We start from the raw sequence: 17,309 nt of genomic DNA, 5'->3' as shown, positions 1-17,309 counted from the left end.
CGTCAGGCCGGCATGCGCTGCTCGACGATCTCGGCCCACCACGAACAGCCCGCCGGGATCGCGTTGTCGTCGAAATCATAGGCCGGATGGTGCACCATCGCCGTGTCACCATTGCCCACGAGGATATAGGCGCCCGGACGTTCCTCGAGCATATAGGCGAAATCCTCGCCACCCATGACCAGCGGCGCGTCGGCGCAATCGCCTGCGACCTTAGCGGCCACCTCGGCGGCAAAGGCGGTCTGTTCCTCGCTGTTGACCATGACGGGATAGCCCGGACGCCAGTCGACCTCGGCCTTGGCGCCGAAGGTCGCGCCGATGCCCGCGGCGATTTCCTTGATGCGCTGCTCGGCCATGTTGCGGGTTTCGGGATCCATCGTGCGCACCGTGCCGCGCAGTTCGACATGCTGCGGGATGACGTTGAACGCCTCGGATTCCGTGCGGAACGAGGTGACGGAAACCACCAGATTTTTCACCGGGTCGTGGTTGCGGCTGGCGATGGTCTGCAAAGCGGTGACCAGATGCGCGGCGACCACAGTCGTGTCGACCGTCTCATGCGGCTTGGCGGCATGGCCGCCCAAACCCTCGACCAGAATGCGGAACTGATCGGTGCCCGCAAAGAACGCGCCGGGGCGTATCGCGAAGGACCCCACCGGCATGCCGGGCCAGTTATGCATGCCGTAGACTTCCTGAATGCCCCAGCGCTCCATCAGCCCGTCTTCGCACATGAAGCGACCGCCGCCGCCGCCCTCTTCGGCGGGCTGGAAGATCACCACGACGGTGCCATCGAAATTGCGCGTCTCGGCAAGGTATTGCGCGGCGCCCAGCAGCATCGCGGTGTGGCCGTCATGACCGCAGGCATGCATCGCGCCGGGCACTTTCGACGCATGCGGCGCGCCCGTTGCCTCGTGGATCGGCAGCGCGTCCATATCGGCGCGCAGCCCGATCACCTTGCCCGAGCCGGTCGCCCGCCCCTTGATCACGCCCACGACGCCGGTGCGCCCGATGCCTTCGACCACCTCGTCGCAGCCAAAGGCACGCAGCTTCTGGGCGACGATGCCGGCGGTGCGATGCACCTCGAACAGGATCTCGGGATTCTCGTGGAAATCGCGTCGCCATGCGGTAATGTCGGGTAGCAATTCGGCGAAACGGTTCTTGACCGGCATGTCTGTCTCCTCAGGCCGTGATCGGCATGCGTTGTTCGGCGAGCGCCGCGAACCAGCTGCAGCCGGCCGGGATCGCCTCGTCGTTGAAATCGTATTCCGGGTGATGCAGGTCGGCGCTATCGCCATTCCCCAGAAGAATGAAGGCCCCCGGACGCTGCGCCAGCATTTCCGAGAAATCCTCGCCCCCCATCGACGGCGCAAGCGTGGTATCGACGCGGCCCGCGACAACCTCGGCGGCGGCGATGGCATGGGCGGTGGCTTCGGGCGCGTTGATCGTGGGCAGCACGCCGTCGCGGTAATCCATCGTGATCGTCGCCCCGTAGGCTGCCGCCGTCGACTCGGCCACGACCTGCATCCGGGCACGCACACGGTTCTTGGTGGCCACGTCGAAGGTGCGGACCGTGCCGGTCAGGCGGGCGCTATCGGGGATCACGTTATGCGCCATCGTGTCGGTGGCAAAGCCCGTGACCGACAGCACGACGGGCTGCAAAGGGTCGATATTACGCGACACCACCTGTTGCAACGCCATCACCACCGCCGCCCCGGCCAGCGTCGCATCGGCGGTCACATCCGGTTGCGCGCCGTGGCCCCCCTTGCCCTGAACCGTGATCTCGAAGAAATCCGCCGCCGCCAGCAACGGGCCTTCCTTGATCGCGAAAGAGCCCACCGGCGCGCCGGGATTGTTGTGCAATCCGTAGACTTCCTGAATACCGAAACGGTCCAGAACGCCGTCTTCGACCATCGCCTTGGCACCGCCGCCGCCCTCTTCGGCGGGCTGGAAGATAAGCACCACGGTGCCGTCGAAATTGCGCGTCTCGGCCAGATACTTGGCTGCGCCCAGCAGGATCGAGGTATGACCGTCATGCCCGCAGGCATGCATCTTGCCAGCATGGGTCGAGGCATACTCGGCCCCCGTCGCCTCGATGATCGGCAGCGCGTCCATATCGGCACGAAAGCCCATGACCCGGCCCGAACCGGCCTTGCGGCCCCTTATCACCGCGACGACCCCGCTTCGGCCGATCCCTTCGACCACCTCATCGGCGCTGAATTCGCGCAAGAGCGACGCTACGCGCGACGAGGTTCGGGGCAGATCGAATTGAAGCTCGGGATGGGCATGGAAATCCCGCCGCCACGCGGCGATTTCGGGAAGAAGCTCGGCGAAACGGTTCTTGATCGGCATCGGCGTTACTCCAGCGGCATACGACGTTCGGCGAGGGTGACGAACCAGCTGCACCCGAGCGGGATCGTCTCGTCATCGAACTGATAGGCGGGATGGTGGCACATCGGCGTATCGCCATTGCCCAGAAAGATGTAAGCGCCCGGCCGCGCCTCGAGCATATAGGCGAAATCCTCGGCGGGCATGACCGGCATCGTCGCCCGGTTCACATTCGCCTCGCCGGCGACCTCGGCGGCGCAATCGGCGGCGAAGGCGGTCTGTTCGGGGTGGTTCATCGTCACCGGATAGCCCCAGTGATAAGCCACATCGGCGCTGGCCCCGAAGGCCGCCGCAGTGGTGGGCACAAGCGCCATGATGCGCTCATGCGCCAGTTTGCGCAGGTCAGGGTCCAGCGTGCGGACCGTACCTTTCAGCACGACCTCGTGCGCGATGACATTCGAGGCGACCGAATCGGTGTGGAAGCTGCCCACTGTCACCACGACCGACCCCAGCGGGTCGATATTGCGCGCGACCACCGATTGCAGCGCCACGACGATATGGCTGGCCACAAGCGTGGTATCGATCGCTGCGTGGGGCATGGCGGCGTGCCCGCCGCGCCCGGTCACGGTGATCTCAAATTCATCGGCCGAGGCCAGCAGCGCGCCTTCGCGGATCGCGAAACGGCCCACCGGCTCGCCGGGCATGTTGTGCAGCCCGTAGACCTCCTGCACGCCCCAGCGATCCATCAGCCCGTCATCGACCATCGCCTTGGCCCCTGCCCCGCCTTCCTCGGCGGGCTGAAAGGCCAGCACCACGGTGCCGTCGAAATTGCGTGTCTCGGACAGATACTTGGCCACCCCCAGCAGGATCGAGGTATGCCCGTCATGTCCGCAGGCATGCATCTTGCCCGGCGTTTTCGACGCGAAATCGAGCCCTGTCGCCTCGGTGATCGGCAGGGCGTCCATGTCGGCGCGGAAACACACCACCTTGCCCGAGCCGGTCTTGCGCCCCCGGATCACCGCCACGACGCCTGAACGCCCGATTCCCTGCACCACCTCATCGCAGCCGAATTCCGTCAGCTTCCCGGCCACGAAGGCCTGCGTGCGCGGCAGGTCATAGAGCAGTTCGGGATGCTCGTGCAGGTCGTGGCGCCACTCGGTGATTTCGGGGTGCAGCTCGGCAAGACGGTTACGGACGGGCATCGATACGCTCCTGCGGTTTCCTTATAGCCGAGCGTGACGCGGAAACGGCGCCCGGACAAGAGTGGTGATACCCGCTCTTACAGCGCCGGACCCGGCGTCACCGCGCTGCCATCGCGAAACCGCGCCAGACGGAAACGTGACAGATCGTGCCCCGGATCGCCCCCGGTCGCCAGATCGGCCAGCACCCGCCCGATGGCCGGACCGATGCCGAAACCATGGCCAGACAGCCCGCATCCGACGGTCAGGCCGGGCAACGCGTCGATCGTGTCGAGAACAGGCACCACGTCGGGCATCGTGTCGATCATGCCGCCCCACCATGCGCGGATTGCTGGTTTGCCGATCGTGGGATAGGCCTTGCCGAACGCCGTCAGGGCGGCGTCGAGCGCTTTCCTGTCAGGCTTGGGGTCGAGGATGCGCATCTTTTCGAACGGCGATGGCTGGTCGGGCGACCAGTGCCGCCGGGTCGACCATGCATCGGGGAAGCCCGCCGGCGCATAGGGCCGAAGCTTGGTGCTGCGCCAGTCGGTTTTCAGCACGGTCAGATAGGCGCGCAGATGCCGGAACGCGTCGGGCCCCACATACATGACATGGGTGTCGCCCGGCGCGACGGTATAGCCGCCATCCGCCCGGCGCCTGAGCGCGAATTGCGGATCCGATGCCGCACCGTCGAAGCCCTCGGGCAAAGGCACCGTCGCGCAGGCCGAGGCCAAAACCGACAATTGCGGGATATCGACACCGTGGGCGCGCAGGAAAAGCGACGACCACGCGCCGCCCGCCAGAACCACCGCGTCGGCGCGGACCGGCCCGTCTTCCGTCACCACGCCGCGCACGCGCCCGGCCTCAATGATCAGGCTGCGCACCGCGCAGGATTCGCGGATCGTCACCCCCGCTTCGGCGAGTGTGCGCGCCATCATCGGTACCGCGACCCAAGGCTCGGCCTTGGCGTCCGAGGCAGTGTGCAACGCGCCAATCCAGCGATCGGGCGCGGCATTGACCATCCGCTCGGCGGTTTCGGCCCGGCTTAGCATCCGGGTGTCGAGATCATGCGCGCGGGCATGTTTCATCCATGCTTCGTCCTCGGCCAGTTCGGTCTCGTTGCGGGCCAGATAGGTGACGCCCACCACCTTGTAGCCCAGGTCCGGCCCCAGCCGCTGCGCCCAGCTTTCCCAGATCCGCCGCGCCTCCAGCACCAGCGGGATCTCGGACGGGTCGCGCCCCTGCACCCGGATCCAGCCCCAGTTGCGGCCCGATTGCTCGGCCCCGACCCGGCCCTTGTCGCACAGAACGACCTTCAGGCCCTTGCCGGCAAGCTCCCACGCGGCGCTGACACCGGCGATGCCGCCGCCGATCACCACGACATCCGCTTCGGCGGGCAAGTCGGCGCGATGGGTCTGCGGCAGCGCCGCGTTCAGGGGAAAGTCGTTCATGCGAAGAACCCGGTCAGAAAGGTGTTGAACCACGCGTCGATACGCGCGTCGTGGCAGTCCATGAGCGCTTGCTGCTCGTCCAGCGTCTGCGCCCCCGGCGCCCCGAACGGCGCCTCGGGCAGCGCCTGCCATTCGCGCATCAGCTCGGGCGTGACTTCGGGATGGAACTGGAACCCGATGGCCGAGCCCAGACGAAAGGCCTGTGTCGGGAACATCGCACTTGAGGCGAGACGCTCGGCCCCCTCGGGCAGCGCGATGCCGTGCCAATGCCATTGCGGCATCGCAAGAGGTTCGGCAAACAGCGCCGTCCCGGCGCCTTCCGGGCGGACTTCGTAATATCCGAACTCATAGGCAGCGTCGGGGCGCGGTTGCACCTCGCCCCCATGGGCATAGGCGATGCACTGGGCGCCAAGGCAGATCCCAAGAAGCGGCACGCCCGCCGACACGGCGCGGCGGGTAAAGGCATGCTCATCGGCCAGATAGGGATAAAGGTCGGTCTGGTAAATTTCTTGCGCGCCGCCATAGATCACCACGCCGTCGATGCCCGCCATCGTGTCAGGCAAAGTATCGCCCGCATGGGGCGCGATTACTTCGTAAGACCGGCCAGTGCGCTCGAGAAACAGCCGCACGCGGTCGGGCGCCGACCCGTCATAGCCATGGCTGACCAGAATAATCCGGCTCATTGACAGAGTTCGTCCAGCAGTTTTTCCATGAAGACCTGCCCGGCCTCGAGCTGGGCAATATCCAGAAACTCGTTGGGCTGGTGCGCTTGCGCGATATCGCCCGGCCCGCAGACCACGACCGAATATCCGCGCGTCTGGAACTGCCCGCCCTCGGTGCCGTAGCTCACGACATGCTCGCCATTATCGCCGGTCAGGCGACGGCTGAGCAGCTCGGCCGGACCGCCATGTTCGGGCGCCAGCGCAGGCACGCCGAAGCCCATTTCCAGATCAATGCCGGTTTCGGGGCGGATAGCCTGCATCCCGGCTTCGATCTCGCGCACGGCGGCGGTGATCTTGTCGCCCCAGCCGGTATCGCCCGGCACCTGCCGCACCGAGATCAGAAAGTCGCAGTCCTTGGCGGTTATGTTATGCGCGGTGCCGCCTGAAATCACGCCCACATGCAGCGTCGAATAGGGCGGGTCGAACGGCGCGGCCAGTTCACTGGGCGGCGCGTTGTCGGCATTCGCCGCGTTCATGTCGTTGCACCACTGGATGAGCCTTGCGCCCTCCATGATCGCGCTTACGCCGTACGGCTGCATCGAGGAATGCACCTCGTAGCCGCGGATATGGACATGCACCCCCAGCCCGCCCTTGTGGCCGGTCACCACCTTCATCATCGACGGCTCGCCCACGATCACCGTCTCGGCGCGCGGCAGGTCCGAGCCGATCATCGCCTCGACCAGATCGGCCACCGCCATGCAGCCCACCTCTTCGTCATAGCTGAAGGCAAGTTGCAGCGGCCGCGTCAGCGGCGCGCGCGAGGCTTTCGCCATCGCCCAGAGCGCCAGCGCGTCGAAGCCTTTCATGTCGCAGGTGCCGCGACCGTAAAGCTTGCCGTCCTTCTCGGTCAGCGTCCAGGGATCGGTATCCCAAGCTTGCCCGTCGACCGGCACGACGTCGGTATGGCCCGACAGCACCACCCCGCCCGGCGCATCGGGCCCGACCTGCGCGTAAAGATGCGCCTTTGTGCCGCAAGGCGACATCACGCGGGTGCTGTCGATACCGTTCGACGCCAGAAACGCCTCGACCCAGTCGACAAGCGGCAGGTTGGTGTCGCGGCTGACGGTCGGGAAGGCGATCAGCGCCTCAAGGATCTCGCGCGGGCCAGCCTCGGGGTTCAGAGCGGCGCTGTCGGGGGTCGTCATCGGGATCTCCACGGGGTTGCGAAAAGTCATCCTCGCCACGCGCCCATCCAGAGGTCAAGCCCGCGAAAGCCGCAAGCCGATGACGCAACGACAGGCAGAATCCGGCTCTTACCTCCCCAATTTCGTGGAAAAATTGAGCAATCGGCGTCATTAGACATGCGTATAGCTACCGCGTTTTTTCTTGCCGTAGCGATCGAATGTTGCCAAGCTTCCCCGATAAAGACCGAGTCAGAACACTGGCCGGAACAAAAATAATAAGACAACGGGGAGACGCCCATGCATGACGGGGCGGTGCCGGTTCTTGATGTCAAGAACCTGAAGACGGTGTTCAGCACCCGCATGGGTGAAGTGCATGCCGTGAATTCCGTAAGCTTCGACCTGCGCCCCGGTGAGCTTCTCGGCGTCGTCGGCGAGTCGGGATCGGGCAAGTCAGTGACGATGATGTCGCTGCTCGGCCTGCTGCCGTCTCCTCCGGCAGAAATTCGCGGCGGCGAGGTGCTGCTCGACGGTCAGGATCTTCTGACACTCGGCGAGGACGGTTTGCGCAAGGTGCGCGGGCGCGAGGTCGGTTTCGTGTTCCAAGACCCGATGACGTCGCTCAACCCGGTCTTCACCGTGGGTTTCCAGCTGACCGAACCCCTGCGCACGCATCTGGGCATGTCCAAGACCCGCGCCCGCGAACGCGCGGTCGAGCTTATGGAACTGGTCGGTATCCCCGATGCAAGGCGTCGTCTGGGCGATTACCCCCACCAATTCTCGGGCGGGATGCGTCAGCGGGTGATGATCGCCATCGCGCTCGCTTGCGATCCCAAGGTGCTGATCGCCGACGAGCCGACCACGGCGCTCGACGTGACCATTCAGGCGCAGATCCTCGAACTGGTGAAAGAACTGCGCCAGAAGCTGGGCATGGCGATCATCTGGATCACCCATGACCTTGGCGTCATCGCCGGGATCGCTGACCGGGTGATGGTGATGTATGGCGGTCAGGTGGCCGAACACGGCCCCGTGCGCGAGCTGTTCGCCAATCCCGCCCATCCCTATACCCGCGCGCTTTTGCAGACGATGCCGAAGATCCACGGCGCGCGCGACGCGAAGTTGCGCGTGATCGAAGGCCAGCCCCCGGTGATGGGCCGGCACCCGGAATCCTGCCCTTTCATGGCCCGCTGCGCGCATGCGTTCGACAGGTGCGCGCGCGAAAACCCGGCGCGGCGCGACCTTGGCACGGGCCATGACGTCGCCTGCCACTGGGATCACCTGACGGGCGAACCGGTGCAGACCATGGCCGAGGTGCAATCGTGAGCGTTCAGACCCCGCCCAAACGCCCGCTTGTCGAAGTCCGCGATCTGAAGATGCACTTCCCGATCCTTGGCGGGCTGCTGCGCCGTCAGGTCGGTGCGGTGAAAGCGGTGGACGGTGTGTCCTTCGAGATCCTGCCCGGCGAAACGCTGGGCGTGGTGGGCGAATCCGGTTGCGGCAAATCGACCGTGGGCCGCGCGGTGTTGCGTCTCTACGAGGCCACGGCCGGATCGGTCATCATCGATGGCGAGGATATCGCCGCGATGCCTGCAGAAAAGCTTCGTCAGAAGCGTCCGACCATGCAGATGGTGTTCCAAGACCCGCAAGCCAGCCTGAACCCGCGCATGACGGTCGCGGGCATCATCGGCGAGCCTCTTGACGAGCATACCGACTGGTCCCGCGCGCGAAAGCTCGAGCGGATCTACGAATTGATGGATGCCGTGGGTCTGAACCGCGATTTCGCCAACCGCTATCCGCACGCCTTTTCCGGCGGGCAGCGACAGCGGATCGGCATCGCCCGCGCGCTGGCGCTGAACCCCAAGTTCATCGTCTGCGATGAACCCATCGCCGCGCTCGACGTGTCGATTCAGGCGCAGGTGGTAAATCTGCTGGAACAGCTTCAGGACGATTTCGGCCTGACCTATCTGTTCATCAGCCACGACCTGTCCATGGTGCGTCACATCGCCGACCGCGTGGCGGTGATGTATCTGGGCAAGATCGTCGAACTGGCCCCGGTGGCCGAGCTCTATGCGAACCCGCTGCACCCCTATACCGAGGCGCTGCTTTCCGCGGTTCCCGAGCCCGATCCCTCGATCGAGGCGCGCAAGGACCGGATCGTTCTGAAGGGCGACGTTCCCTCGCCCGCCAACCCGCCCAAAGGCTGCAATTTCTGCACCCGCTGCCCGAAGGTGATGGAGATCTGCCACCGGATCGATCCCGAAACGATCGAAGCGGCGCCCGGTCACCTTGTCGCCTGCCATCTCATTTCCAACAAACAGACCGCCGGCTCAACCGGCGGCCCCGAGGCTGAGCGCAAACAAACGGAAAACCAACAAGGAGAGGTTGCATGATACGCAGAATGGCCCTGTTCGGGGCGGCTGCCGCGCTGTCCCTGATGCCCCTGGCGGCATCGGCGGAACGCGGAGAAAGCGGGCACCTGAACATCATCTACTGGCAGGCGCCGTCGATCCTGAACCCGTATCTGTCGGGCGGCACCAAGGACGTGCAGGCCTCGTCGATCGTGCTCGAGCCGATGGCCCGCTACAACGAAGTCGGCGAACTGGTTCCGTGGCTCGCCGAAGAGATCCCCACGGTCGAAAACGGCGGCGTGTCCGAAGACCTTATGTCGATCACCTGGCGGCTGCGCGAGGGGCTCATGTGGTCCGATGGCACCCCGGTGACGTCGGCGGATCTGGCCTTTACCGCCGAGTACTGCATGCATCCCGAAGGCGGTTGCGCGCAGGGAAGCTTCTTCAACGATGTCGACAATGTCGAAGTCGTCGACGACCTGACCGTCACCGTGCATTTCACCGTGCCCAAGCCGGTCCCCTACCTGCCCTTCGTCTCGGCCCAGTCGCCGGTCATTCAGGCAGCGCAATTTGCCGATTGCCTTGGCGCCCGCGCGCCCGAATGCACCGAGGCGAACTTCAACCCGATCGGCACCGGCCCGTTCCGCGTCGTCGATTTCCGCCCCAATGACGTGATCCAGTTCGAGGCCAACCCGAACTTCCGCGATCCCGCCCTGCCCCATTTCGCCACGCTGACCTTCAAGGGCGGCGGCGACGCGGCTTCGGCCGGGCGTGCGGTGATGGAAACCGGCGAGATGGACTATGCCTGGAACCTCCAGCTGGCGCCCGACGTGATCGAAACCATGGCCCGTGGTGGTCAGGGCGTTCCGGTCTCGGCCTTCGGCACGCTGGTCGAGCGCATCGAGATCAACCTCACCGACCCGTCGCCCGACCTGCCGCCCGAGACCCGTTCGACGCGCGAGGCGCCGCACCCGATCCTGTCGGATATCCGCGTGCGTCAGGCGCTGTCGATGGCCATCGACCGCGAGCTGCTGGTGGAAATCGGCTACGGTCAGGCCGGTCAGGTGACCTGTAACCTCGTTCCCGCCCCGCCTGCCTTTGCCTCGGACGCCAACGATGCCTGCATGGTGCAGGATCTGGACGGTGCCCGTGCCCTGCTGGAAGAAGCGGGCTGGACGGTCGGCGGCGACGGTATCCGGGTGAACGCCGATGGTGACCGTCTGGTGCTCGATTACCAGACCTCGACCAATGCCGTGCGTCAGGATTTCCAGGCGCTGGTGCAGCAATGGTGGCGTGAGATCGGTGTCGAAGCCAATCTGCGCAACATCAACTCGTCGGTGTTCTTCGGCGGTGATCCGGGCTCGCCCGACACGTTCCAGAAGTTCTATGCCGATGTCGAGATGTACGCCAACAACTTCAACGGCACCGACCCCGAGCAATATCTCGGTGCGTATCGCTGCGGTCTGGAACCGCGCCCGGCATCGCAATGGCAGGGTGAGAACATCAACCGCTTCTGCGATCCCGAATACGATGCGCTGCACATGCAGCTGGCCGAAACCGCCAGCATCGAAGAGCGGGCCCGCATCGCGCGCGCGCTCAACGATATCCTGATGCAGAACTACGTCATTCTGCCTCTGGTCCACCGCGGCCGCGTCTCGGCCCACTCGGTCACCCTCGGTGGCGTTGTCCTGAATACTTGGGACAGCGAGCTGTGGAACGTTGCCGACTGGTACCGCATCGAGGAATGATCCTCTGATCCAAGACCGGCCCGCCCCCCACGGGGCGGGCCGACGCCGAGCCGCGCCACGACCCGCCCACCCCCGGACGTGAGCGCGCCCCACGCTCTTTGCTCAAAGGCGCTGCCCTCGATGTTCAATTACACGATGCGACGATTGCTGCTGGCAATCCCGACGCTTCTGTTCATCGCTCTGGCCATTTTCCTGCTGCTGGAATTGTCGCCCGGCGACCCGATGGCGGACATGCCGCTGACGATCCCGCCCGATGTCCGCGAGCAGATGCGCCTTGCGCTGGGTCTGGGCGAGCCGTGGTACATCCGCTTCGTCAAATGGCTCTACCTGTTCTCGGTCGTGGAGCCCAGCCATGTGCTGGCCAGCATTACCGGCCTCGAGAACCTCGCCATCGACAGCCAGCGGATCATCTCTTTCCAGACCCGCTCGCCGGTGGGCGACATCATCGCGCAGCGCCTGCCGCAGACGCTGTGGGTCGTGGGGCTGAGCTATCTCTTCGGCATCATGGTCGCCCTGCCGATCGGCATCTATTCGGCTTACCGGCAATATTCGTGGTTCGATCAGGCCGGCACCTTCGTGTCGATGGTCGGCTTTTCGCTGCCCACCTTCTTCACCGGGCCGCTTCTGATCCTGATCTTCTCGATCTGGCTGGGCTGGTTCCCGATCATCTACGACACCACGCTGGTCGTCGACAGCTGGCACAACTTCGCGCTGCAGATGCGGCAGATGGCCATGCCGGTCTTCGTTCTGACACTCTACAACGCCGCGCAGATCACCCGGTTCATGCGCGCCTCGATGCTCGACAACCTCACGCAGGATTACGTCCGCACCGCGCGCGCCAAGGGCCTGACCGAGCGCATTGTCGTGCTGGTCCACGTGCTGCGCAATTCGATGATCCCGGTCATCACCGTGATCGCGCTGGGTATTCCGCAGATCTTCACGGGCGCCATCATCACCGAACAGATCTTCCGCGTGAACGGTCTGGGTCAGCTGCTGATCACCGCGATCTACGCCACTGACATACCCATGGTGCTGACGCTCTCGGTGGTCTTCGCGATCCTGATCGTGCTGTTCAACCTGATCGCCGACCTGCTCTACGCCGTCTTCGACCCGAGGATCCGCTATGACTGACGCCGCCCCGACACCGGCCCCCGATACCGCCCGGATCCGCCCGCCCCGCAACCAGTGGTGGGACGTCTGGGACCAGTTCAAGATCCATCGCGGCGCGCTGCTGGGCTCTATCGTCTTCCTCGCCATCATCGCGTTTTGCTTCATCGGCCCGCTGATCTGGCCCTATGACGCGACCTATATCGACATCCGCGCGCGCAATCAGGGCATGAGCTGGGCGCATCCCTTTGGCACCGATCAGCTGGGGCGAGACATCATGGCTAGGATGATGTCGGGCGGTCAGGTGTCGCTGGCGGTGGGGATCGTGGCGATGGGGCTGGCGATGCTGATCGGCACCGGGATCGGGGTGCTGGCGGGCTATTTCCGCCGCATCGACGGGCTGCTGATGCGGATGACCGACCTGTTCCTTGCCCTGCCGCTGCTGCCGCTCCTGCTGGTCATGTCGATGCTGTTCCGCCAGCCGCTCTCGTCGGCTTTCGGGGTCGAGACGGGGATGTTCCTGCTCATCGTCACCGCCATCGGCATCACCTCGTGGATGCCGACTGCGCGGGTCGTGCGCGGCGACGTGCTGGCGCTGAAAGAACGCGAATACGTCCTCGCCGCCCGTTCCATCGGCACCCCGCCACGACGGCTGATCCTGCGCCATGTCGTGCCCAACGTGCTGTCGCCGGTGATGGTCTCGGCCACGCTGATGATCGCCACCGCGATCATCACCGAAAGCGCCCTCAGCTTCCTCGGCCTCGGCTTCCCCCCCGATTTTCCGACATGGGGACGGTTGGTGAATGACGGGATCGACTACCTGCAGCAATATCCCGGCCGGGCAATGCTGCCGGGCGTGTTCATCTCGCTCACTGTGCTCAGCGTGAACTATATCGGCGACGGCTTGCGCGACGCCCTCGATCCCCGCATCCGCGGACGCTGAACGCCCACAATGGTCAACCGAACAAGGGGGGCTTTCCGCCCCCCTCTTTGCTGCGCAAATTCACCCCCGGAGGATATTTCGGGATTAAAGATGCGCGCCCGCAAGACATCTTTAATCCTGAAATATCCACGGGGGAGGTCCGGAGGGGGCGCGTGCGTCCCCTCCGGCGGGGCGTGGGGCTGGCCCCGCGCGGCGCGAGGCCCCTCGACGGGGCCGAGCGCCGCCCCGCCCTCCGACAGAAAAGGGCCGGGGTTTCCCCCGGCCCTTTCGTGCTTCCCCGGCTCTTGGGCCGCCGGATCAGCTGCAGCCCGAGGTCGAGCCGCAGGTGTTGCATTTCATGCAGGTACCGTTGCGAACCAGCGTGTAATTGCCGCATTCGCCGCAGGGATCGCCTTCATAGCCCTGCATCTTGGCCTTGGTGCGGGCGTCCATGCCCATCGCGCTGACCGCCTCGACCGAGGTTTCCGAGCGCGCGCCGACCGAGACGCCGCCCAGCGGCGGGATAGGTTGCGGGGCGGCCGACCCATCCGCCGTCCGCGCCACGGGCTGGACCGACGACACGGTGCTCACCGTCGACGAGCCGCCCTGCAGTACCACCAGCTCCTGCGGCAGGCGCTTGCGCAGATAGCCCGTCGACGAGATCTGGCGCAGCACTTCCAGCCCGCGCGAGGCCGCGTCGTCCGAGACCGGGCTCACGTTCTTCTGGCCTTCCTTGTCGCCCGAACCGAGATCGTCGAACGACGCGCCCGAGGGTTTCACATGCGCCAGATCCGTGCGGTCGAGATACGAGATCGCCAGTTCGCGGAAGATGTAATCGAGGATCGAGGTCGCGTTCTTGATCGCCTCGTTACCCTGCACCATGCCCGCCGGTTCGAACCGGGTGAAAGTGAAGGCGTCGACGAATTCCTCCAGCGGCACGCCGTATTGCAGGCCGACCGAGACCGCGATGGCGAAGTTGTTCATCATCGCCCGGAAGCCCGCGCCTTCCTTGTGCATGTCGATGAAGATCTCGCCCAGACGCCCGTCGCCGTATTCGCCGGTGCGCAGATAGACCTTGTGGCCGCCGACGATCGCCTTCTGGGTATAGCCCTTGCGGCGCTCGGGCAGTTTTTCGCGGCCCCGGGCGATTTCCTTGACGATCACCTTCTCGACGATCTTCTCGGCGATCACCGCCGCTTTTTCCTGGATCGAGCCCGATTGCAGGATCTCTTCAGCTTCCTCGTCATCCTCGATCAGCGCCGAGGCCAGCGGTTGCGACAGTTTCGAGCCGTCGCGGTAGAGTGCGTTGGCCTTGATGCCCAGCGACCACGACAGCTCATAAGCGGCGAGCGTCTCGTCGATCGAGGCCGTGTTCGGCATGTTGATCGTCTTGGAGATCGCGCCCGAGATAAACGATTGCGCGGCGGCCATCATGCGGATGTGGCTGTCGACCGACAGGTAACGCTTGCCCTTCTTGCCGCAGGCATTGGCGCAATCGAAGATCGAGTAATGCTCGGGCTTCAGATGCGGCGCGCCTTCCAGCGTCATCGTGCCCAGCACATGATCGTTGGCCGCTTCGACCTGCGCCTTGGTGAAGCCCAGATGCTTGAGCAGGTCGAAGGACGGATCGTTCAGCTTGGCTTGCGGAATGCCCAGCGTCTCGCGGCAGAATTCCTCGCCCAGCGTCCACTGGTTGAAGACGAAACGGATGTCGAAGGCGGTGGCCAGCGCGGTTTCGACCTTCTTGATCTCGGCGGGGCCGAAACCGTGGCCGATCAGCGCGGTGTGGTTGATGCCCGGCGCCTGACCGATCGTGCCATGGCCCACGGCATAGGCGACGATTTCCTCGATCTGGCTGGGCTTGTAGCCCAGTTTCGTCAGCGCGGCGGGGACCGACTGGTTGATGATCTTGAAATAGCCGCCACCGGCCAGTTTCTTGAACTTCACCAGCGCGAAATCGGGCTCGATGCCGGTCGTGTCGCAATCCATGACCAGACCGATCGTGCCGGTGGGCGCGATGACGGTGGCCTGTGCGTTACGGTAGCCGTGCTGTTCGCCCAGCGACAGCGCCTCGTCCCAGGCCGTACGCGCCAGAGCGACCAGCGAGGCATCGGGGCAATTGGCCGCGTCGAGAAGAACGGGCGTGACATTGACCGCTTCGAAATCGGTCAGGCCATGGGCCGCGCGGCGGTGGTTGCGGATCACGCGCAGCATATGGGCGCTGTTGCGCTCGTAGCCCGGGAACGCGCCCAGTTCGGCAGCCATTTCGGCCGAGGTGGCATAGCTCACGCCGGTCATGATCGCGGTCAGGGCACCGGCAAGGGCGCGGCCTTCGTCGCTGTCATAGCCAAAACCCATATTCATCAGCAGGCCGCCGATATTGGCATAGCCCAGACCCAACGTGCGGTAATCATAGGAACGCTGCGCGATCTCTTTCGACGGGAACTGCGCCATCATCACCGAGATTTCCAGCGTGATGGTCCACAGACGCGAGGCGTGGACATAGCCCTCGGCGTCGAATTTCTGCCCGTCGAAGAATTTCAGCAGGTTCATCGAGGCCAGGTTGCAGGCCGTGTCATCGAGGAACATGTATTCCGAGCACGGGTTCGAGCCGCGGATAGCCCCGTCTTCCGGGCAGGTATGCCAGGCGTTGACGGTGTCGTGGAACTGGATGCCCGGATCGGCGCAGGCCCAGGCGGCGTGGCCGACCTGATCCCAGAGTTCGCGCGCCGAGACGGTCTTGGCGACCTTGCCGTCGGTGCGGCGCAGAAGCTCCCACGGGGCGTCTTCCTTGACGGCTTTCAGGAATGCATCGGTGACGCGAACCGAGTTGTTCGAGTTCTGGCCCGAGACCGAGACATAGGCTTCCGAATCCCAGTCGGTGTCGTAGGTCGGGAATTCGATCGAGGTGTACCCCTGACGGGCGTATTGCAGCACCCGGTTGGTATAGGTGTCGGGGATCATCGCCTTCTTGGCCGAGCGGATCGCCGCTTTCAGCGTCGGGTTCTTCGCCGGATCGACCGCGTCTTCCGACGAGCCGTCCCAGGTACGGATCGCTTCGAAGATCTCGTTCAGGCGCGCTTCATGCGCTTTCGAGCCGGCGACCAGCGAGGCCACTTTCTGCTCTTCGATGACCTTCCAGTTGATGAATTGTTCGATATCGGGGTGATCCATGTCGCAGATCACCATCTTCGCCGCACGGCGCGTGGTGCCGCCCGACTTGATCGCGCCCGCCGCGCGGTCGCCGATTTTCAGGAAGCCCATCAGGCCCGACGAACGGCCGCCGCCCGACAGGTTCTCGCCCTCGGCGCGCAGGCTCGAGAAGTTGGTCCCGGTGCCCGAGCCGTATTTGAACAGCCGCGCCTCGCGGACCCACAGGTCCATGATCCCGCCCTCGTTCACCAGATCGTCGCTGACGGACTGGATGAAGCAGGCATGGGGCTGCGGGTGCTCATACGAGGATTTCGACTTCACCAGCTTATGGGTGAACGGGTCGACGTAGTAATGCCCCTGCGACGGGCCATCGATGCCGTAAGCCCAGTGCAGGCCGGTGTTGAACCATTGCGGCGAGTTCGGCGCGGCCATCTGACGCGCAAGCATCACGCGCATCTCGTCGAAATAGGCCTGCGCATCGGCTTCGGTGGTGAAATAGCCGCCCTTCCAGCCCCAATAGGCCCAGGCGCCGGCGAGACGGTCAAAGACCTGCCGGGCCGAGGTTTCGCCGATGAAACGCTCGTCTTCGGGCAGCTCGGCCAGGGCTTTCTCGTCGGGGACCGAGCGCCACAGGAATTCGGGCACACCCTTTTCCGAGACCTTTTTCAGGCGGGCGGGGACACCGGCCTTGCGGAAATATTTCTGGGCGATGACGTCCGACGCAACCTGCGACCAGCCCTGCGGGACTTCGACCTGATCGTTGCGGAACACGATCTTGCCGTCGGGATTGCGAATCTCCGACACCGTGGTCGTAAAGGCGAGAGCCGCGTAGGCCTCTTTACCTTCGGTCGTAAACTTGCGCTCGATTTTCATAGGCCCGGTCCCCTGTGTCCTAAGAATGATAGTGACAACAGGGACTGCGGCACGAACGCGCCCGCGGTCGGCTGGAACTCTCGCCATAAGTGTCTCGCTCGGCGCGCTCGGATGCGCGCCGACCACCACGATTCCTCGTTGGTTTGTGCGATTCTGCTCGGTCTGTCCCTGCCTCGGCGAGCCTTACTATATATAGTGGCCCTGTTGTCGGCCCATACAACTTGCAGCAAATCGGCATGGATGGTCAACGCGATTCTTTGCACGCGACACCGGATTTTGCGCTTGACCATCGAACTGCACACAAGGGGTGCACCGATTCATGGGTTAACGCCCTTTTGTTTGTCAGTGTTTCGGCCACCTTGCCGCC

Annotated in this window: 12 protein-coding genes; 5 read left to right on the top strand and 7 right to left on the bottom strand. The window is 64.6% G+C overall.

Going from position 1 to position 17,309, the window contains the following annotated elements:
- Positions 1–2: 2 nt before the first annotated feature.
- The 6 genes from JI664_RS06830 to argE all read right to left on the bottom strand — a co-directional run bounded on the left by JI664_RS06830 (position 3) and on the right by argE (position 6,815).
- Complete coding sequence (locus JI664_RS06830) at positions 3–1,163, bottom strand: M20 aminoacylase family protein (protein ID WP_207012984.1); 1,161 nt, start codon at positions 1,161–1,163, stop codon at positions 3–5.
- A gap of 10 nt (positions 1,164–1,173) precedes the next feature.
- The gene (locus JI664_RS06825; RefSeq protein WP_207012983.1) at positions 1,174–2,343 is read right to left on the bottom strand and encodes a M20 aminoacylase family protein; all 1,170 of its coding nucleotides are present in this window, start codon (positions 2,341–2,343) and stop codon (positions 1,174–1,176) included.
- 5 nt (positions 2,344–2,348) lie between these two features.
- A complete protein-coding gene (locus JI664_RS06820; protein ID WP_207012982.1) occupies positions 2,349–3,521 on the bottom strand; it encodes a M20 aminoacylase family protein in 1,173 nt (390 codons plus the stop codon).
- Between the two features lie 77 nt (positions 3,522–3,598).
- Positions 3,599–4,948, bottom strand: a complete 1,350-nt coding sequence (locus JI664_RS06815) for an NAD(P)/FAD-dependent oxidoreductase (RefSeq protein ID WP_207012981.1) — start codon at positions 4,946–4,948, stop codon at positions 3,599–3,601.
- Positions 4,945–5,631, bottom strand: coding sequence for a type 1 glutamine amidotransferase (locus JI664_RS06810; protein ID WP_207012980.1), 687 nt, complete (start codon positions 5,629–5,631; stop codon positions 4,945–4,947). The genes JI664_RS06815 and JI664_RS06810 overlap by 4 nt, the downstream gene beginning before the upstream one ends.
- Complete coding sequence (argE, locus tag JI664_RS06805) at positions 5,628–6,815, bottom strand: acetylornithine deacetylase (RefSeq protein WP_207012979.1); 1,188 nt, start codon at positions 6,813–6,815, stop codon at positions 5,628–5,630. The genes JI664_RS06810 and argE overlap by 4 nt, the downstream gene beginning before the upstream one ends.
- Positions 6,816–7,091: 276 nt before the next feature.
- Here argE and JI664_RS06800 point away from each other — a divergent pair, with 276 nt between their 5' ends.
- The 5 genes from JI664_RS06800 to JI664_RS06780 all read left to right on the top strand — a co-directional run bounded on the left by JI664_RS06800 (position 7,092) and on the right by JI664_RS06780 (position 12,937).
- Positions 7,092–8,114: an ABC transporter ATP-binding protein gene (locus JI664_RS06800; RefSeq protein ID WP_207012978.1), complete on the top strand. Its 1,023-nt coding sequence runs from the start codon at positions 7,092–7,094 to the stop codon at positions 8,112–8,114.
- Positions 8,111–9,181: an ABC transporter ATP-binding protein gene (locus tag JI664_RS06795; protein ID WP_349768691.1), complete on the top strand. Its 1,071-nt coding sequence runs from the start codon at positions 8,111–8,113 to the stop codon at positions 9,179–9,181. The genes JI664_RS06800 and JI664_RS06795 overlap by 4 nt, the downstream gene beginning before the upstream one ends.
- Positions 9,178–10,887: a peptide ABC transporter substrate-binding protein gene (locus JI664_RS06790; RefSeq protein WP_207012977.1), complete on the top strand. Its 1,710-nt coding sequence runs from the start codon at positions 9,178–9,180 to the stop codon at positions 10,885–10,887. The genes JI664_RS06795 and JI664_RS06790 overlap by 4 nt, the downstream gene beginning before the upstream one ends.
- Before the next feature lie 120 nt (positions 10,888–11,007).
- Positions 11,008–12,018 (top strand): ABC transporter permease, encoded by a 1,011-nt coding sequence (locus JI664_RS06785; RefSeq protein WP_207012976.1) that lies wholly within the window; start codon positions 11,008–11,010, stop codon positions 12,016–12,018.
- A complete protein-coding gene (locus JI664_RS06780) occupies positions 12,011–12,937 on the top strand; it encodes an ABC transporter permease (RefSeq protein WP_207012975.1) in 927 nt (308 codons plus the stop codon). The genes JI664_RS06785 and JI664_RS06780 overlap by 8 nt, the downstream gene beginning before the upstream one ends.
- Positions 12,938–13,234: 297 nt before the next feature.
- On the opposite strand, the gene JI664_RS06775 is transcribed toward JI664_RS06780, so the two are convergent.
- Positions 13,235–16,942 carry a vitamin B12-dependent ribonucleotide reductase gene (locus JI664_RS06775; protein WP_207012974.1) on the bottom strand — a complete coding sequence of 1,236 codons (3,708 nt, stop codon included), beginning with the start codon at positions 16,940–16,942 and terminating at the stop codon, positions 13,235–13,237.
- Positions 16,943–17,309 lie beyond the last annotated feature (367 nt).

Origin of the sequence: Rhodobacter sp. NTK016B, from assembly GCF_017303295.1 — a bacterium.
Classification (GTDB): Bacteria; Pseudomonadota; Alphaproteobacteria; order Rhodobacterales; family Rhodobacteraceae; genus Pararhodobacter.
The sequence above is the reverse complement of the archived record's forward strand: the minus strand, read 5'-3'. Positions and strand labels throughout refer to the sequence as shown.